Origin of the sequence: Clostridium sp. AF21-20LB (genome assembly GCF_003478795.1) — a bacterium.
GTDB classification, from domain to species: Bacteria; Bacillota; Clostridia; order Lachnospirales; family Lachnospiraceae; genus Otoolea; species Otoolea fessa.
Map to the genome: position 1 here is coordinate 22,316 of NZ_QUGD01000009.1, position 16,663 is coordinate 38,978.

The 16,663-nt window shown below is 50.2% G+C and carries 13 protein-coding genes and 1 pseudogene; all 14 read left to right on the top strand.

Features of this window, described 5'->3' with window-relative positions:
- Positions 1-142: 142 nt before the first annotated feature.
- The 14 genes and pseudogenes from DWX76_RS06570 to DWX76_RS14975 all read left to right on the top strand — a co-directional run bounded on the left by DWX76_RS06570 (position 143) and on the right by DWX76_RS14975 (position 16,599).
- A complete protein-coding gene (locus tag DWX76_RS06570) occupies positions 143-1,153 on the top strand; it encodes an NAD(P)H-dependent glycerol-3-phosphate dehydrogenase (protein ID WP_022359709.1) in 1,011 nt (336 codons plus the stop codon).
- 323 nt (positions 1,154-1,476) lie between these two features.
- Entirely contained in the window at positions 1,477-2,670 is a 1,194-nt protein-coding gene (locus DWX76_RS06575; RefSeq protein ID WP_118570351.1) for an ABC transporter substrate-binding protein, read from the top strand.
- A 290-nt stretch (positions 2,671-2,960) separates the two neighbouring features.
- Complete coding sequence (locus DWX76_RS06580; protein WP_117795313.1) at positions 2,961-3,842, top strand: branched-chain amino acid ABC transporter permease; 882 nt, start codon at positions 2,961-2,963, stop codon at positions 3,840-3,842.
- 112 nt (positions 3,843-3,954) lie between these two features.
- Positions 3,955-5,019, top strand: coding sequence for a branched-chain amino acid ABC transporter permease (locus DWX76_RS06585; RefSeq protein ID WP_118293682.1), 1,065 nt, complete (start codon positions 3,955-3,957; stop codon positions 5,017-5,019).
- Between the two features lie 3 nt (positions 5,020-5,022).
- Positions 5,023-5,781, top strand: a complete 759-nt coding sequence (locus DWX76_RS06590) for an ABC transporter ATP-binding protein (RefSeq protein ID WP_022359705.1) — start codon at positions 5,023-5,025, stop codon at positions 5,779-5,781.
- A 13-nt stretch (positions 5,782-5,794) separates the two neighbouring features.
- On the top strand, positions 5,795-6,505 hold the full coding sequence (locus DWX76_RS06595) for an ABC transporter ATP-binding protein (protein ID WP_022359704.1): 711 nt from the start codon (positions 5,795-5,797) through the stop codon (positions 6,503-6,505).
- A gap of 94 nt (positions 6,506-6,599) precedes the next feature.
- Positions 6,600-8,072: pseudogene (gene spoIVA / locus DWX76_RS06600) on the top strand (stage IV sporulation protein A).
- A gap of 208 nt (positions 8,073-8,280) precedes the next feature.
- Positions 8,281-9,888, top strand: a complete 1,608-nt coding sequence (locus tag DWX76_RS06605; RefSeq protein WP_118570352.1) for an MBL fold metallo-hydrolase RNA specificity domain-containing protein — start codon at positions 8,281-8,283, stop codon at positions 9,886-9,888.
- 33 nt (positions 9,889-9,921) lie between these two features.
- Positions 9,922-10,395 (top strand): ribonuclease HI, encoded by a 474-nt coding sequence (gene rnhA, locus DWX76_RS06610; protein WP_022359619.1) that lies wholly within the window; start codon positions 9,922-9,924, stop codon positions 10,393-10,395.
- A gap of 251 nt (positions 10,396-10,646) precedes the next feature.
- Complete coding sequence (locus tag DWX76_RS06615) at positions 10,647-11,489, top strand: lysozyme inhibitor LprI family protein (protein WP_118570353.1); 843 nt, start codon at positions 10,647-10,649, stop codon at positions 11,487-11,489.
- 214 nt (positions 11,490-11,703) lie between these two features.
- On the top strand, positions 11,704-14,313 hold the full coding sequence (gene alaS / locus DWX76_RS06620; RefSeq protein ID WP_227589512.1) for an alanine--tRNA ligase: 2,610 nt from the start codon (positions 11,704-11,706) through the stop codon (positions 14,311-14,313).
- A gap of 135 nt (positions 14,314-14,448) precedes the next feature.
- Positions 14,449-14,625, top strand: coding sequence for a 30S ribosomal protein S21 (gene rpsU, locus DWX76_RS06625; RefSeq protein WP_003504099.1), 177 nt, complete (start codon positions 14,449-14,451; stop codon positions 14,623-14,625).
- Positions 14,626-14,722: 97 nt separating this feature from the next.
- Positions 14,723-16,102 (top strand): DUF6020 family protein, encoded by a 1,380-nt coding sequence (locus tag DWX76_RS14970; RefSeq protein WP_147353839.1) that lies wholly within the window; start codon positions 14,723-14,725, stop codon positions 16,100-16,102.
- Positions 16,102-16,599: a DUF6020 family protein gene (locus tag DWX76_RS14975; protein WP_118570355.1), complete on the top strand. Its 498-nt coding sequence runs from the start codon at positions 16,102-16,104 to the stop codon at positions 16,597-16,599. Before DWX76_RS14970 ends, DWX76_RS14975 begins: the two co-directional genes overlap by 1 nt.
- Positions 16,600-16,663: the final 64 nt, after the last annotated feature.

The window sequence follows — 16,663 nt, forward strand, 5'->3', positions numbered from 1 at the left end:
CACGGCAAATCCCGTTACTGGGCACGTATGCGTGAACAGTAACGTCATAAGTAATGGGAATTAATGGGAATGTATAAAAATTTCCAAATAACATTGACCTGTAGAGAGAAGAAGAGAGAAAAGCAGGTCGGGAGGTATCAGGATGGCAGCAGTAGGAATTATCGGAGCCGGAACCTGGGGCACAGCCCTGGCGGTGCTTCTGAACAATAATGGGCAGGATGTGACAATCTGGTCCGCATTTGATACAGAGATCCAGGAAATGAGCCGCACCAGACGGCACAAAAATCTGCCGGAGGTTGTACTTCCGGATCCGATCCAGATGACAGCTGATCTGCGCACTGCGATGGCGGAGAAGGATATGCTGATTATGGCGGTTCCGTCCGTCTATGTCCGCAGTACGGCGGCGAAGATGAAGGAATATCTGCGTTACGGTCAGATTGTCGTGGATGTGGCGAAGGGAATCGAGGAGCAGAGTCTTATGACGATGTCACAGGTCATCGAGGAGGAACTTCCGCTGGCGGAGGTAGCCGTCCTTTCCGGACCGAGCCATGCCGAGGAGGTGAGCCGGGGACTTCCGACTACCTGTGTGGCAGCGGCGCACCGCAAAAAGACTGCCGAGTTCATGCAGAGTGTGTTCATGAGTCCGGTGTTCCGCATTTACACCAGCCCGGACATGCTGGGCGTGGAAATTGGTGCGGCTCTTAAAAATGTCATTGCGCTGGCAGCCGGTACAGCGGATGGGCTGGGATGCGGCGATAACACGAAGGCGGCGCTGATCACCCGCGGAATTGCGGAGATTGCCCGTCTGGGTATTGCAATGGGCGGAAAACAGCAGACCTTCTACGGATTATCCGGCATCGGTGATTTGATCGTAACCTGTGCGAGCATGCACAGCCGCAACCGCCGGGCGGGTATCCTGATTGGAAAGGGATACACGATGGATGAGGCGATGAAGGAAGTGCAGATGGTTGTCGAGGGCGTTTATTCTGCGAAAGCCGGCCTTCTGCTGGCACAGAAATACGGCTGCGATATGCCGATTGTTTCCCAGGTCAACCAGGTGTTGTTTGACGGGAAATCTCCGAAAGAGGCGCTAGCGGATCTGATGATGCGTGATCCGCGGATTGAATCGAGCGATCTTCCGTGGGAAGGATAATTCAGGCGGTAGCCGTTTTTCTGAATTTGAGTGATTAAATTCGGGAAAATAGCAATGAGATCTACTATGTTTTTCTGGAAAATGCAGGTGTCCACGTCAGGTGGACAAAAGCTTATAAAAGTGTTTGCTATAACCTGTAAGAATACTTAATATAACTACGAGATCTGGAAAAGAGAGAATTTAGCGAAAAAAAAACGAAAATCCGCTAAATTCCCTCTTTTTTAAGTGGTTTTTGTATTGACAATTAGAGGGGTAAAATTTATAATTGCCTCATTCAAATAGTTGTTGTATTCCATTGCAGCATAGAATTGGAGGAGAATATTATGAAAAAAAGAGTAGTTAGTCTTGGACTTGCAGCCATGATGGCGATGTCTATGACCGCTTGCGGTGGCTCTGGAAATGCGAGCACTTCTGAATCAGCAGCAGAAGACGCACAGGGCGCAGAGGGAGCTGACGGCGAAGTATTTAAAATCGGCGGCATCGGACCGATCACCGGCGCGGCTGGCGCTTACGGCGAGGCTGTAAAGAATGGTACTGAGCTGGCAATCAATGAGATCAACGAGGCTGGCGGTATCAATGGTTACCAGGTAGCGTTCAACTTCCAGGATGATGAGAATGATCCGGAGAAGGCGATCAACGCATATAATACCTTAAAAGACTGGAACATGCAGATGCTTCTTGGCACCGTTACTTCCAAGCCGTGTATCGCAGTTGTAGCAGAGACAACAGCAGATAACCTGTTCCAGCTGACTCCGTCCGGATCTGCTGTTGAGAGTATTTCCGGCGACAACGCATTCCGCGTATGCTATTCTGACCCGGATCAGGGACGTGCATCCGCTCAGTACATCGGCGAGCACAAACTGGCAACTAAGATCGCTATCATCTACGACAGCTCCAGCGAATACTCCGATGGTATCCGCGAGTCCTTCGTAGCAGAGGCTCCGAATCAGGGTCTGGAGGTAGTAGCCAGCGAGGCATTTACATCTGATAACAATACCGATTTCTCCGTACAGCTTGATAAAGCAAAAGAGTCCGGCGCTGATCTGGTATTCCTGCCGATCTACTATCAGGAGGCATCTGTTATCCTGAAACAGGCAAACGATAAAGATTTCCACCCGCAGTTCTTCGGCTGTGATGGTATGGACGGTATCCTGAGCGTTGATGGCTTTGATAAGTCCTTAGCAGAAGGTCTGATGCTTCTGACTCCGTTCTCCGTAGACGAGGAGTCCAGCCAGGACTTCGTAACTGCTTATCGTGGTGCTTACGGCATCGACCCGCTTCAGTTCGCAGCAGATGCTTACGACGGCGTATATGCAATTAAGGCAGCTGCAGAGAAGGCAGAGATCACACCGGATATGAGCACTTCCGATATCTGCGATGCACTGAAAACAGCTATGACTGAGATCCAGATCGATGGTCTGACCGGTACAGAGATGCACTGGACGGCAGAAGGCGAGCCGCAGAAAGCGCCGAAAGCTGTAGAGATCAAAGACGGCAAATATGAGATGATGCAGTAATTAAAAATTTAAAAACTTCAGAACCGTTGCGGCTATATGTATGTAGCTCTGATGGGACTGTTACTGGATGTCCGGCGGCACAGATGGCTGCCGGGCATTTAGTAACAGCTTTCTTTTTAAAACGGTTCACTGCACATGCTTGCCTGCGACGACGACTGGGTGTTTGCTTTCTGCGGACTGCGAGACGGTCATGTTTGTTCTGCTAAATTCGGTCACAGGTAAACATGTGCAGCGAAATGCGTGTACAGGGAAATGCGAAAACGTAGAAACAAAGAGGTAGGTGTATACATATGAGTTTTCTTTCTTATTTAATCAATGGCATCAGTCTGGGAAGTGTCTATGCGATCATTGCACTGGGCTACACCATGGTTTATGGCATCGCGCGTATGCTGAACTTCGCACACGGCGATATCATCATGGTAGGCGGTTTCACAGTGTTTACGATTGTCACAACGATGGGCGGTTCTCCGGTTGTGGGTATTCTGGCTTCGGTGGTTGTGTGTACAGTGCTGGGCGTTACCATCGAGCGAGTTGCATACAGACCGTTGCGTGACGCGTCCCCGCTGGCAGTTCTGATCACCGCGATCGGTGTCAGTTATCTGCTCCAGAACGTGGCGCTTCTGATTTTTGGTTCCAATGCGAGACAGTTTACATCAGTTATTACTGTACCGGCATTAAAGCTGGCTGGTGGCAAGCTTTCGATCTCCAGTGTCACGATCGTGACGATTTTAAGCTGTATCGTGATTATGGCTGCCCTGATGGCATTTATCAATAAGACGAAAATGGGACAGGCGATGCTGGCGGTTTCTGAGGATCGCGGTGCGGCAACCTTGATGGGTATCAATGTAAACCGCACGATCTCCGTAACCTTTGCGATTGGTTCCGCTCTGGCGGCAGTAGCAGGCGTGCTGCTCTGCTCGGCGTACCCGTCCCTGTCTCCGTACACCGGTTCCATGCCGGGTATCAAGGCATTCGTGGCAGCGGTATTTGGCGGTATCGGTTCGATCCCGGGCGCATTTATCGGCGGTATCCTGCTTGGTATCATTGAAAACCTTGCCAAGGCGTATATTTCCTCCCAGCTTTCTGACGCGATCGTATTCTCTGTCCTGATTATCGTGCTTCTGGTCCGCCCGACCGGTATTCTCGGCAAGAAGATGACGGAGAAAGTATAATAGAGAAAATTATACGATGGTTCATGCCGGGGACTTTTGAAACGGAAAGTGCCGTGTGAAAACAAGATGGTGCATGAACTGCAATAAGCAAGAGAAAGTGCAGGTGTTTAAAATGAATGCATATAAAAATAAAATTCGGATTCAGAATGCGATCACATATGCGATTGTAATCGGCTGTTACATTCTGATTCAGATTATGATGGCAGGCGGCCATGTAAACAGTCTTTTAAAGGGTATTCTGGTTCCACTTTGTACCTATACGATTTTGGCGGTTTCCTTAAACCTCACGGTTGGTATCCTCGGTGAGCTGAGTCTGGGTCATGCCGGATTCATGTGTGCGGGTGCGTTTTCAGGTGCATTTTTTAATCATGCCATGAAAAATCTGATCGCAAGCAACCAGGTACGCTTCATTCTGGCGCTCTTTGTCGGTGCGGCGGTAGCAGCGGTATTTGGTATCCTCATCGGTATTCCGGTTCTGCGTCTGAAAGGAGACTATCTGGCGATTGTAACGCTGGCATTCGGTGAGATCGTTAAAAATATTATCAATGTTCTGTACGTCGGCATCGACGGAAACGGAATCCACGTTTCCATGAAAGATGTAGCTTCCTTAAAGCTGGCAGCGGACGGTCAGGTGATCATCAAGGGTGCACAGGGTATCACAGGTACACCGAAGACGGCGACCTTTACGATCGGCATTATCCTGGTACTCCTGACCCTGTTTATTGTATTGAATATCATCAATTCCCGGACAGGCCGTGCGATCATGGCGATCCGCGACAACCGTATTGCGGCAGAGTCTGTGGGTATCAATATCACGAAATACAAACTGATGGCATTTACCATCTCTGCTTCCTTAGCCGGTGTGGCAGGCGTTCTGTACGCACACAACCTGGCGACGCTGGCAGCGACCCCGAAAAGCTTCGGTTATAATATGTCCATTATGATCCTTGTATTTGTGGTTCTGGGCGGCATCGGAAATATCCGTGGTTCCATGATCGCGGCGGTTATCTTAACCCTGCTTCCGGAGATGCTTCGAAGCCTCAATAATTACCGTATGCTGATTTACGCGGTCGTCCTGATTGCAATGATGCTTTTGACCTCCAGCCCGAAGGCGATCGAGGTCCGCGAGCGCATCTTTTCATCATTCCGGAAAAAGAAGACAGAAGGGGAGGCGTAAATCATGGCAATGCTGGATGTAAAAAATTTAAGTATTTCTTTTGGCGGTCTGAAAGCGGTCGATGATTTCAGCATCACGATAGAAAAAGGACAGCTCTACGGTCTGATCGGACCGAACGGCGCTGGTAAAACGACTATTTTCAACCTTTTGACGGGCGTGTACAAGCCGGATGGCGGACGGATTCTGCTGGATGGAAAGGACATTACCGGTCACAAGGCAATCCAGATCAATCAGGCAGGCATCGCGAGAACCTTCCAGAATATCCGTCTGTTCAAGGAGCTGAGCGTGCTTGACAATGTAAAGGTTGGTCTTCACAACCATCATAAATATTCTACGCTGAGCGGCATTCTGCGTCTTCCGTCCTATTACAAGGTTGAGAAAGAGATGGATGAGCGCGCAATGGAGCTTTTGAAGGTGTTTGACCTCGACAAAGAGTTTGATTATAAGGCATCGAACCTCCCATACGGCAAGCAGAGAAAGCTGGAGATCGCCAGAGCGCTGGCGACCGAGCCGAAGCTTCTGCTTCTTGACGAGCCGGCAGCCGGCATGAACCCGAATGAGACGGCAGAGCTGATGAAGACGATCCGTTTCGTGCGCGATCATTTTGATATGACCGTACTTCTCATTGAGCATGATATGAAGCTGGTCTCCGGTATCTGCGAGCGCCTGACGGTCTTAAACTTCGGTCATATGCTGGCAGAGGGACCGACCAGCGAAGTACTCAGCAATCCAGAAGTTATCAAAGCATATCTGGGAGAATAGGGGGAAGTTTCGTATGTCAATGCTGGAAGTAAAAGATTTACAGGTATATTATGGTGTGATACAGGCACTCAAGGGAATTTCCTTTGAGGTAGAACAGGGCGATGTGGTAGCGCTGATCGGTGCCAACGGAGCCGGAAAGACGACGACGCTTCACACGATCACGGGTCTGCTGCCGTCCAAGGCAGGCAATATCACATTTGAGGGAACGGATATTACCCATGTACCGGGCTATAAGCTGGTATCAATGGGAATCGCCCACGTGCCGGAGGGGCGCCGTGTGTTCGCTTCCCTGACGGTTCTTCAGAACCTGAAAATGGGTGCGTATACGAGAAATGACAAGAAGGAAATTGAAGATACGATCGAAATGATTTACAAGCGTTTCCCGCGTCTGAAAGAGCGCAAGAACCAGCTTGCCGGAACTTTGTCCGGCGGCGAGCAGCAGATGCTTGCGATGGGACGCGCCCTCATGAGCCACCCGCGCCTGATCGTTCTCGACGAGCCGTCGATGGGTCTGTCCCCACTCTATGTTAATGAGATTTTCGATATTATCCAGGAAATCAACAAGGACGGAGTGACCGTTCTTCTGGTCGAGCAGAATGCGAAAAAAGCGCTCTCCATTTCCAACAAAGCATATGTGCTTGAGACGGGCAATATCGTTCTGAGCGGTGATGCGAAAGAACTGATGAATAATGAGAGAGTGAAGAAGGCTTATCTGAGCGAATAAAAATGTTCTGTGAGCCGGAGCTTTCCAAATGGGAATATTCATAACCCCCTTATGGTCTGAATACATTGTATCAGCAGACCAAGGGGGTATTTTTATGGATCATTTTAATGTATACAGCGATATCCAGGCGCGAACCGGCGGCGAGATCTATATTGGGGTGGTTGGTCCGGTTCGGACAGGGAAATCGACCTTTATTAAGCGCTTTATGGAACTTCTCGTCCTTCCGGGGCTGGAAGATGTCCATGCCCGCGAGCGCGCCCGGGATGAACTTCCCCAGTCTTCGGCGGGGAAAACGATCATGACAACGGAACCGAAATTTATCCCTAAAGAGGCGGCAAAGCTCTCGCTTGGGGACGGTGTGGAGGTGCGGGTCCGCCTGATCGACTGCGTCGGTTTCATGGTGGAGGCGCTGCCGGTCATATTGAAAACGAGAAAGAACGCATGGTGCGGACGCCGTGGTATGAGGAGGAGATCCCATTTACAGCGGCAGCCGAGCTGGGAACGCGCAAGGTCATCACGGATCATTCGACGATCGGGCTTGTGGTTACGGCGGACGGCAGTTTCGGGGAGTGAAACGGGAGAATTATGTTCCGGCGGAAGAGAAGACCGTGCAGGAACTGAAAAAACTGGGAAAGCCGTTTCTGGTGCTTTTAAACTCGCAGAAACCATATTCGGAGGAGACGCGGGCGCTGGCAGCCCGGATGACCGAAAAATATGAGGTGCAGGTGCTCCCAGTCAACTGTGAGCAGCTGCGCGCCGAGGATATCCGGGAGATTCTGGGGCAGGTGCTTCTGGAATTCCCGGTCACGGAGATCGATTTTTCGATTCCGAAATGGCTGGAGATTCTGCCAAACAGCCATTGGCTTAAATCGGAGGTCATACAGGCAGTCCGGGGGATGATGGATCGGACGGTACATATGCGCGATGTGGCGTTGGCGCTGCCGGAGGAAACCGGGGAAGCGATCCGTCGGATCCGGATTGTATCAATGAAAATGGATGATGGCAGCGTTCAGGCGGTGGTCGAGCTGGACGACGGGCATTATTATCAGATCCTCAGCGAGTATGTGGGAATGCCGATCGAGGGCGAGTACCAGCTGATGCAGACCTTGAAGCGGTTGGCGTCGATGCAGAGCGAGTATGAAAAGGCATCCGTGGCGCTCACGCAGGCGCGCAAGAAGGGCTATGGGGTTGTTACGCCGGAACGCGGGGAGATCGTCCTCGATGAGCCGCAGGTGGTGCGCCACGGCAATAAATATGGAGTCAAAATGAAAGCGCAGGCGCCGTCCATCAATCTCATCAAGCGCAGATTGAGACGGAGATCGCGCCGATTGTGGGAAATGAACAGCAGGCAGAGGATTTGATCCGATACATCCGGGAGAATGCTGGAAAAGGTGAGGAAGGCATCTGGGAAACCAATATTTTTGGGAAATCAATCGCCCAGATCGTCGATGACGGGATTCAGGCGAAGATCTCCCAGCTCACTGAGGACTGCCAGGTGAAGCTGCAGGATACGCTGCAGAAAATCATCAATGACAGCAATGGGGGGATGATCTGTATTATTATATAATAGAATAGGTCTGGCTCTTGTTGGGAAAATGGTGCGTTGTCTGGAATGGGAATGTGGGACAGATAAGGTGATTTTATGAAAATTTTATCGAAACTTTATCGGGGAAATTGCAAAATTGTCAGAAATCAGTTATAATGAGGCTAATAGCAAAAACACTTTCCGCAAGGGGTATGCGGAAACATAAACGACAGAACAGGGGGCTGATTTTATGAGGCTTACATTTATCGGTGCGGATCATGAGGTTACAGGCAGCTGTCATTTTCTGGAGGCATGCGGGCTGAATATTCTGATTGACTGCGGTATGGAACAGGGGATCAACAAGTATGAAAATGCAGAACTTCCGATTCCGTATTCGGATGTGGACTATGTGTTGGTGACGCACGCCCATATCGATCATGTGGGATTGCTTCCACTTATCTATGCGAGGGGATTCCGCGGACAGATTATGGCGACGCGCGCGACCTGCGATCTGTGTGATATCATGCTGAAAGATTGCGCCCATATCCAGGAGTCAGAAGCGGAGTGGAAAAACCGGAAAGCCATGCGTGCCGGAAAACCGGAGGTGACACCGATTTACACGATGAACGATGCAGAAGGGGTACTGCATCACTTTGTCCCTTGCAATTACAATGAGATTATCCGTCTGAATGACAATCTGGAGATTCGGTTTGTCGATGTGGGACATCTGCTTGGTTCGGCTTCGATCGAGATCTGGATGAAGGAAGACGATTGTTCCAAGAAGATTGTATTTTCAGGTGATATCGGTAACAAAAGCAAGCCGCTCATCCGCAGCCCGCAGTACATCCGTCAGGCGGATTATGTTGTCATGGAGAGTACTTACGGCGGTCGGTTCCACAAGAATACAGGCGATCACGTGGAAGAATTTGCCCGCGTGATTCAGGAGACGCTGGATAAGGGCGGCAATGTCGTGATCCCGGCATTTGCGGTCGGCAGAACGCAGGAAGTGTTGAATTACATCCGTATTATCAAGGAGAAAAATCTTGTAACCGGGCACGGCGTATTTCCGGTTTACTTAGACAGCCCGATGGCGGTGGAAGCGACCGGCGTGTTCAAGGACAATATGATGGATTGCTACAATGAAGAGACGAAGGAGCTGGTAAAAAAGGGCATCAATCCGATTTCTTTCCCGGGTCTGCATCTCTCGATCACCAGCAGCGATTCCGTTGCAATCAACTTCAACGAGGAACCGAAGGTTATCATTTCGGCAGCCGGCATGTGTGATGCGGGCCGTATCCGCCATCATCTGAAACACAACCTCTGGAGACCGGAGTGTACGATTTTGTTTGCTGGCTATCAGGCAGTCGGCACACTGGGACGCAGCATTATTGAGGGACGCGAGGAAGTGAAGCTGTTCGGTGAGTCGATCGAGGTCAAAGCACGGATCGAGAAGATCGAGGGCATCAGCGGCCATGCGGACGAGACCGGGCTTTTGGAGTGGGTTGGCAGTTTTATGGAAAAACCGTCCCAGGTCTTCGTGGTACACGGCGATGACACAGTGTGCGATGCATTTGCAGAGACGGTCAAGGAAACTTACGGCATCAATGCGATGGCTCCGTTCTCCGGCAGTTCCTACGACCTGAAAGAGGGATGCTTCGTGACTGTTACGAAGGGTATTCCGATTCAGAAACCGGCAGTGAACGAAGCAACGAAGAAAGCGGCTGGTGTATTTGCCCGCCTGCTGGCAGCCTGCGACCGCCTGCGCCGTGTTGTTATGCATAACGAGGGCGGGGCGAACAAAGATTTGGCACGTTTTGCCGACCAGATCAACTCGCTCTGCGATAAGTGGGACCGCTAAGCTTCAATAATAGACATAAAGGAGATTTCTGACTTGAAAGTAACTATATACACAGACGGCGCCGCCCGCGGCAATCCAGATGGTCCGGGCGGATTTGGAACCGTCATTCACTATGTAGATCCGGCAGGAAAACTGCACACGAAAGAGATTTCCGGCGGCTACAAACGAACTACGAACAACCGTATGGAGCTGATGGCAGCTATCGCCGGTCTCGAGGCGCTCAACCGCCCCTGCGAGATCGAACTCTATTCAGATTCCCAGTATCTCGTCAACGCTTTTAACCAGCACTGGATCGAGGGTTGGATCAAAAAGGGCTGGAAACGCGGCAAAAATGAGGAGGTTAAGAATGTAGATCTATGGAAGCGCCTGCTCGCTGCCAAGGAACCCCATCAGATTTCGTTTTTCTGGGTGAAGGGGCATAATGGGCATCCGGAGAATGAGAGATGTGACTTTTTGGCTACTTCGGCGGCGGATGGGGACGAGCTGATGGTGGATCCGGGGGTATAGCTCGTTACTGCTCACACATGTGTGCCCAGTAACAGGATTTTGCCGATGCTTCGCATTCCAAATCGGCAAAATCTGCATCCGGAACTGTATTGTACGGAATTTTCAGTTCAGAAAATTCCTACCTGTGAGCAGTTACTATAACAACCCTTACGATATGTTACATCTTTCGATCATCTATTTTCAAACCGTCTTAAATGTGTTATTTTAAAATTATCAAGTGAACAGGAATAGCAAAGGCGGTTGAGAGTAATTTGAAAAATAAAGGAATGATCGCTGCCCTCGGTCTGATTCTGGTGCTGGGGATTGTGACGACGGCGGCAACGCGGCGTTATATCCGGGAGCAGGCGGGAAGTGAGAGAAGCCTGACGGTCGGACCGGAGGCGATGTATGAGGCGGAACCATTTGCGGCGGAAGCAGCGGAAAATGGTCTGGCGGAGGATGCGCCGGAGCCATCTTCTAAAAAAATGGCGCATGCGGAAAGCGTGGGGACAGAAGATAGAGCCTGTATGCAGGCGGAAGGAGATGTTTCTGTCCAGTCTTTAGGTGAACAAAAGGAAAAACGTGCAGATAATCGGGCGGCTGCTAAGGCGGCAGAGAAGCAGAGCGCGGGCGATGAGTCGGATCATTCTGTGAATACAGGGGCGGTTGTGTCCCCGGTTGAAAATGGAATTGTATCTCCTGCGCGAGGCGCGTCCTCCGGGACAGGTGCAGGCTCGGACCGGACAGCGGAAGATTACCGGAACCGGCTGGGCGAGATCGAGAATACGATTCAAAACCTGGAAAATTCGGGAAGTGCGAATACGACCGACGCGATGCGGGAGGCAGTCGCGTATGAGTACCGGCTCTGGGATGCCGAATTAAATCAGATTTATCAGGCAATCATGGCGGTGCTTCCAGACGAGGAGACAGACACGCTGCGTGGTCGGGAACGCAGATGGATCCGGGAACGTGATACGGCGGCGAAACAGGCGGCGGAGCGTTACAAGGGCGGCACGATGGAAAATGTCGAGTACACGGCGTCGCTGGCAAATTCGACGCGGGATCGGGCGTATGAGCTTTTGGATTTGTATGAATCGTATCTTCCGGCAGAGTAGTGAAAAAATTAGAAAATGGGACTTTTGCGGCATATAGAATTGCGGTAAGGGTCCCATTTTTACACACTTTTTGTACACTTTTTGTACCGATAAACCTCTTGCGAAATGTAAATTCCTATGATAGGATATAAAGAATGAGGAAAATTTTACTTAAATAGAAGTAACTATAGGAGGAAGCAACGTGAAAAAATACGGTGTGAACGAACTTAGAAAGATGTTCTTAGACTTTTTTGAGAGCAAGGGACATCTGGCAATGAAGAGTTTCTCTCTGGTTCCGCATAATGATAACAGCCTTCTGCTTATCAACTCTGGTATGGCTCCGTTAAAGCCATATTTTACGGGTCAGGAGATTCCGCCGAGAACAAGAGTATGTACCTGTCAGAAATGTATTCGTACCGGCGATATCGAGAATATCGGTAAGACTGCCCGTCATGGTACCTTTTTTGAGATGCTTGGCAACTTCTCCTTCGGTGATTATTTCAAAGAGGAAGCGATTCACTGGTCCTGGGAATTTTTAACCGAGGTTGTCGGACTTGATCCGGATCGCCTCTATCCGTCTGTGTTCGAGAGCGATGACGAGGCATTTGATATCTGGAACAAAGAGATGGGTATTCCGGCAGAGCGTATTTTCCGCTTTGGCAGAGAGGATAACTTCTGGGAGCATGGCGCTGGTCCGTGCGGTCCGTGTTCTGAGATCTACTATGACCGCGGTGAGAAATACGGCTGCGGCAAACCGGGATGTACGGTAGGCTGCGAGTGTGACCGTTACATGGAGGTATGGAACAATGTATTCTCCCAGTTTAACAACGACGGTCACGGCAACTACACCGAGCTGGAGCACAAGAACATTGATACCGGAATGGGTCTGGAGCGTCTGGCAGTGATCGTACAGGATGTAGATTCCCTGTTTACGGTTGATACCAACAAAGCTCTGTTAGACCGTGTCTGCGAGCTGGCACATACCGAATATCAGAAAGATCATGAGACCGATATTTCTCTGCGTATTGTAGCGGATCATATCAAGTCCTGCACCTTCATGATTTCCGATGGCATTATGCCATCCAACGAGGGACGCGGATATGTTCTGCGCCGCCTTCTGCGCCGTGCAGCACGCCATGGCAAAAAACTTGGCATCGAGGGTGAGTTCTTAGCAGCTCTGTCCCGCACCGTTATCGACCTTTCCAAGGATGGTTATCCGGAACTGGAAGAGAAGAGCGCGATGATTTTCAAGGTTCTTTCGGAGGAAGAGGATAAGTTCAACAGGACCATTGATCAGGGCCTTGCGATCCTTGCTGATATGGAAGAAGATATGAACAAGAAGGGCGAAAAAGTGCTGTCCGGCGACAACGCATTCAAGCTCTACGATACGTATGGATTCCCGATCGACTTAACCCGTGAGATTCTCGAGGAGAAGAGCCTCGGTATCGATGAGGACGGCTTCAACGCAGCGATGAAACGCCAGAAAGAACAGGCGAGAGCGGCGAGAAAGACGACTAACTATATGGGCGCGGATGTTACGGTATACCAGTCCATCGATCCGGCTATTACAACTGAGTTTATCGGCTATGATCGTCTGACAGCGGAATCCGAGATTTCCGTTCTGACGACCGAGGATGAGATTGTAGAGGCACTGACTGACGGTCAGACTGGTACAATTATCACCAAGGAAACCCCGTTCTACGGAACCATGGGTGGCCAGGAGGGTGACTTCGGTCAGATTACCGCTCCGGACGGCTCTGTGTTTGAAGTAAAAGATACCATTCATTTACAGGGTGGCAAGATCGGTCATGTCGGTGTTGTAGTAAAGGGTATGTTCGAGGTGGGAGAAAAAGTAACCATGTCGGTTGACAAGGAAAACCGTGAACTGACTTCCCGCAACCATTCCGCAACCCATCTGCTTCATAAAGCGCTGCGTACCGTACTTGGTAGCCATGTAGAGCAGGCTGGTTCCCTGGTAACCCGTGACCGTCTGCGTTTCGACTTTACTCATTTCTCTGCGATGACTCCAGAGGAGATAGAGAAGGTTGAAAAGATTGTAAATGATGAGATTGCAGCATCCCTGCCGGTTGTAACCGATGTTATGTCCTTGGATGAGGCAAAGAAGACGGGCGCGATGGCACTGTTTGGCGAGAAGTACGGCGAGAAAGTCCGTGTTGTCAAGATGGGAGATTTCTCCACCGAGCTTTGCGGCGGTACACACGTATCCAACACAGGCACAATTGCATCCTTCAAGATTCTCTCTGAGGCTGGTATTGCAGCAGGCGTCCGCCGTATCGAGGCGCTGACCTCCACCGGTTTGATGAACCACTACAAAGAGGTAGAGAATGAGCTGCATGAGGCGGCGAAACTGGCAAAGACCACTCCGGCGGCACTGAGCAGCAAGATTGAGTCCATGTTAGAGGAGATCAAGACTCTGCACGCAGAGAACGAGAAGTTAAAAAGTAAGCTGGCGAACGACTCTCTGGGCGATGTTATGAACCAGGTACAGGATGTAAACGGCGTGAAGCTGCTGGCAGTTGAGGTTAAGGATGTAGACATGAACGGTCTGCGTAATCTGGGCGATCAGCTGAAAGAGAAGCTGGGCGACGGCGTTGTTCTGATTGCATCTACTCTGGATGGCAAGGTAAGCCTGATGGCTTCTGTAACTGACGGTGCGATGAAGAAGGGTGCACATGCTGGAAACCTAATCAAAGCAATCGCAGGTCTTGTCGGCGGCGGCGGCGGTGGCCGTCCGAACATGGCACAGGCTGGCGGAAAGAATCCGTCTGGTATTGCAGCAGCCCTTGAAAAAGCGGCAGAAGTAGTAGCAGAGCAAGTAAAATAAAAAAATCATAAAAAAAATGTAAAATGTTGTTGACGTATCATTTTATGATATAATCTTTTTAGTGCTAAAAAAATACCCATACAGTTGTATTAATATGCACTTATTACACAACTGGAGGGAGGTTAGGTGTGAGCTATGTCAAATGTAATCGTTAAAGATAACGAGAGTCTGGACAGCGCTTTACGCAGATTCAAAAGAAACTGTGCTAAGGCTGGTATCCAGCAGGAGATTCGGAAAAGAGAGCATTACGAGAAACCGAGCGTTCGTCGTAAAAAGAAATCCGAAGCTGCTAGAAAACGCAAATACAATTAAGTAACGCAAAAGTCCTGGTTTTCATATGAACCAGGACTTTTTTGTGCAATTGGAGAAAAAGAAGAAATGCGATGTGGCGGATGATGGAGTGAGGGGCATGAGAGAGAAGCAGGAAAATGAGAGACGGGGAAAGGGATTGAAACAATATATTGCGGATCGGCGCCTGGCAGCAGTCAGCCTTGTGCTGGGTGTTTTGATGGGGTTGATGATTCTTCTGGGAATCCGTTACAGCCGCAATGAGCTGATTTACCGGACGGCGGGTCAGTTTTTGGGACAGTTGGCGGGCTGGGTGGTGTGTATGACGGTGATGGTCTGGGCGATTTGTGTGGGACTGGATGCTTTGGGGCGTGGCTGGCCTGAGATAAGGGATTTTCAGTTCAGAGAATTCCTGCCTGTGAACAGTTACCAGAAACGGACGCAAGCACGGAGGGGGAAAGACTGCGAAGACCAGGGAAGCAGCCGCGATGTGGAAAGCCAGGGATGGGAATCGAAACAGCGCGCAGCGAAAAATTTGGATTTGGGGACATGGCTGAAATGGATGTTTCTCTCCTGGTGCGTCTATCTCCCGGTTTTTCTGGCGGTTTATCCGGGCATTTATTCTTACGATGCGTCCGCGCAGCTCCTTCAGTTTTATGGAAAACTGCCGCTGACAACCCACCATCCATTAATTCACACGCTATATCTGGGACTCTGCATGAAGATTGCGGGGCGTCTGTTCCATACCTATCAGGCAGGAATGGCGCTGTATGCGCTGTCGCAGTCGTTTTTTATGAGTGCGGTATTTTCCCTGTGTCTGTGCCGGATGAAAGCGCGGCGGGCACCGCGATGGCTCTGCGTTGCTTCGTGGACGTTCTGGATCCTGAATCCGTATCTGACGGTCTTTTCCTTTGTCACGACGAAAGATGTGCTCTTTGGCGCATTTTTCTTGCTGTCATTTGATACGGCGTGTTGTCTAGTTGAGGATCCGGAGCATTTTTGGCGGGGAATGTGCCAGAAGAAAGAGGATTTGGATAAAGAAAGAGAGCTGGATAAAGAGAAAAATCTGAACGAAACAGGTTCTCAGAAAAAAGTGGGAAAGACGGGTGATTGGTTGCTCTTTTTTGTGAGTGTGCTTTTTATGTGCCTGTTCCGGAATCAGGGAATCTATGTCTTCCTGTTTTTTGTCTTGGCAGCCTGCCTGTTTCTACGAAAAAAAGTGTATTGCAAAAACAGGTTTATTAGGGCATCTCTGCTGGTGGCAGCTTTATGGTATGTTTTATCTGGTCCGATTCCAACGGCGTTCGGCGTGGGAAAGGGCGATGCGAGGGAGATGCTGTGCGTGCCAATGCAGCAGCTGGCGCGCATGTATCATGAAGTTCCGGAGAAATTGACGCCGGAGGAAAAGGAATATATCGAGACGCTGATTGACCCGCAGGCGCTCAGTGAGTATGTCCGTGTCAATGCGGATCCAGTGAAAAATGGATCCATACGGAAGTGATGCAGGCAGATATAGGACGCTTCGTTCGTACCTGGGCGGAAATCGGGAAGCGCCATCCGGGTATTTATCTGGATTCATTTCTGATGGGAAACTGGGGGTACTGGTATATAGGAGACAATCAGTACTGGATCAGCTATATTTTATACGACGGGGCGTACCTGGAAGATGATTTGAATATCCTGCATATCACGCGGAACAGCCATTTTCAGGCGCTTTCGGACTGGCTGAGGGAGGCAACGCTGACACCGGCATTCCAGTCGGTTCCGATGCTGTCGGTGCTTCTAAACCAGGCATTTCCGTTCTGGCTGATGCTGTTTGCAGCAGGATTTGCAGTCTGGAAGCGCCGGGCGTATGAGATCCTTCCGATGATGCTTCTGCTCGGCTGCTGGGGAACGCTTCTGCTGGGACCGGTGGTTTCCCTGCGGTATGCATTGCCGTTGATTTACTGTGTGCCGCGGCTGCTGGAAATGATAGTGGGTTTGACGGGAAAACGGTAAACGGCATAGTTTCTGCTTTCCTACATATATTAGATAATAACAATGAAATAGGCGGTAGGCGCTT

Coding starts and splice junctions, on each gene's coding strand:
- DWX76_RS06595 (WP_022359704.1), top strand. CDS start 5,795: ATGTCAATGCTGGAAGTAAAAGATTTACAGGTATATTATGGTGTGATA.
- DWX76_RS06605 (WP_118570352.1), top strand. CDS start 8,281: ATGAGGCTTACATTTATCGGTGCGGATCATGAGGTTACAGGCAGCTGT.
- rpsU (WP_003504099.1), top strand. CDS start 14,449: ATGTCAAATGTAATCGTTAAAGATAACGAGAGTCTGGACAGCGCTTTA.
- DWX76_RS14975 (WP_118570355.1), top strand. CDS start 16,102: ATGCAGGCAGATATAGGACGCTTCGTTCGTACCTGGGCGGAAATCGGG.
- DWX76_RS06585 (WP_118293682.1), top strand. CDS start 3,955: ATGAATGCATATAAAAATAAAATTCGGATTCAGAATGCGATCACATAT.
- DWX76_RS14970 (WP_147353839.1), top strand. CDS start 14,723: ATGAGAGAGAAGCAGGAAAATGAGAGACGGGGAAAGGGATTGAAACAA.
- DWX76_RS06575 (WP_118570351.1), top strand. CDS start 1,477: ATGAAAAAAAGAGTAGTTAGTCTTGGACTTGCAGCCATGATGGCGATG.
- DWX76_RS06570 (WP_022359709.1), top strand. CDS start 143: ATGGCAGCAGTAGGAATTATCGGAGCCGGAACCTGGGGCACAGCCCTG.
- DWX76_RS06580 (WP_117795313.1), top strand. CDS start 2,961: ATGAGTTTTCTTTCTTATTTAATCAATGGCATCAGTCTGGGAAGTGTC.
- DWX76_RS06590 (WP_022359705.1), top strand. CDS start 5,023: ATGGCAATGCTGGATGTAAAAAATTTAAGTATTTCTTTTGGCGGTCTG.
- alaS (WP_227589512.1), top strand. CDS start 11,704: ATGTTCTTAGACTTTTTTGAGAGCAAGGGACATCTGGCAATGAAGAGT.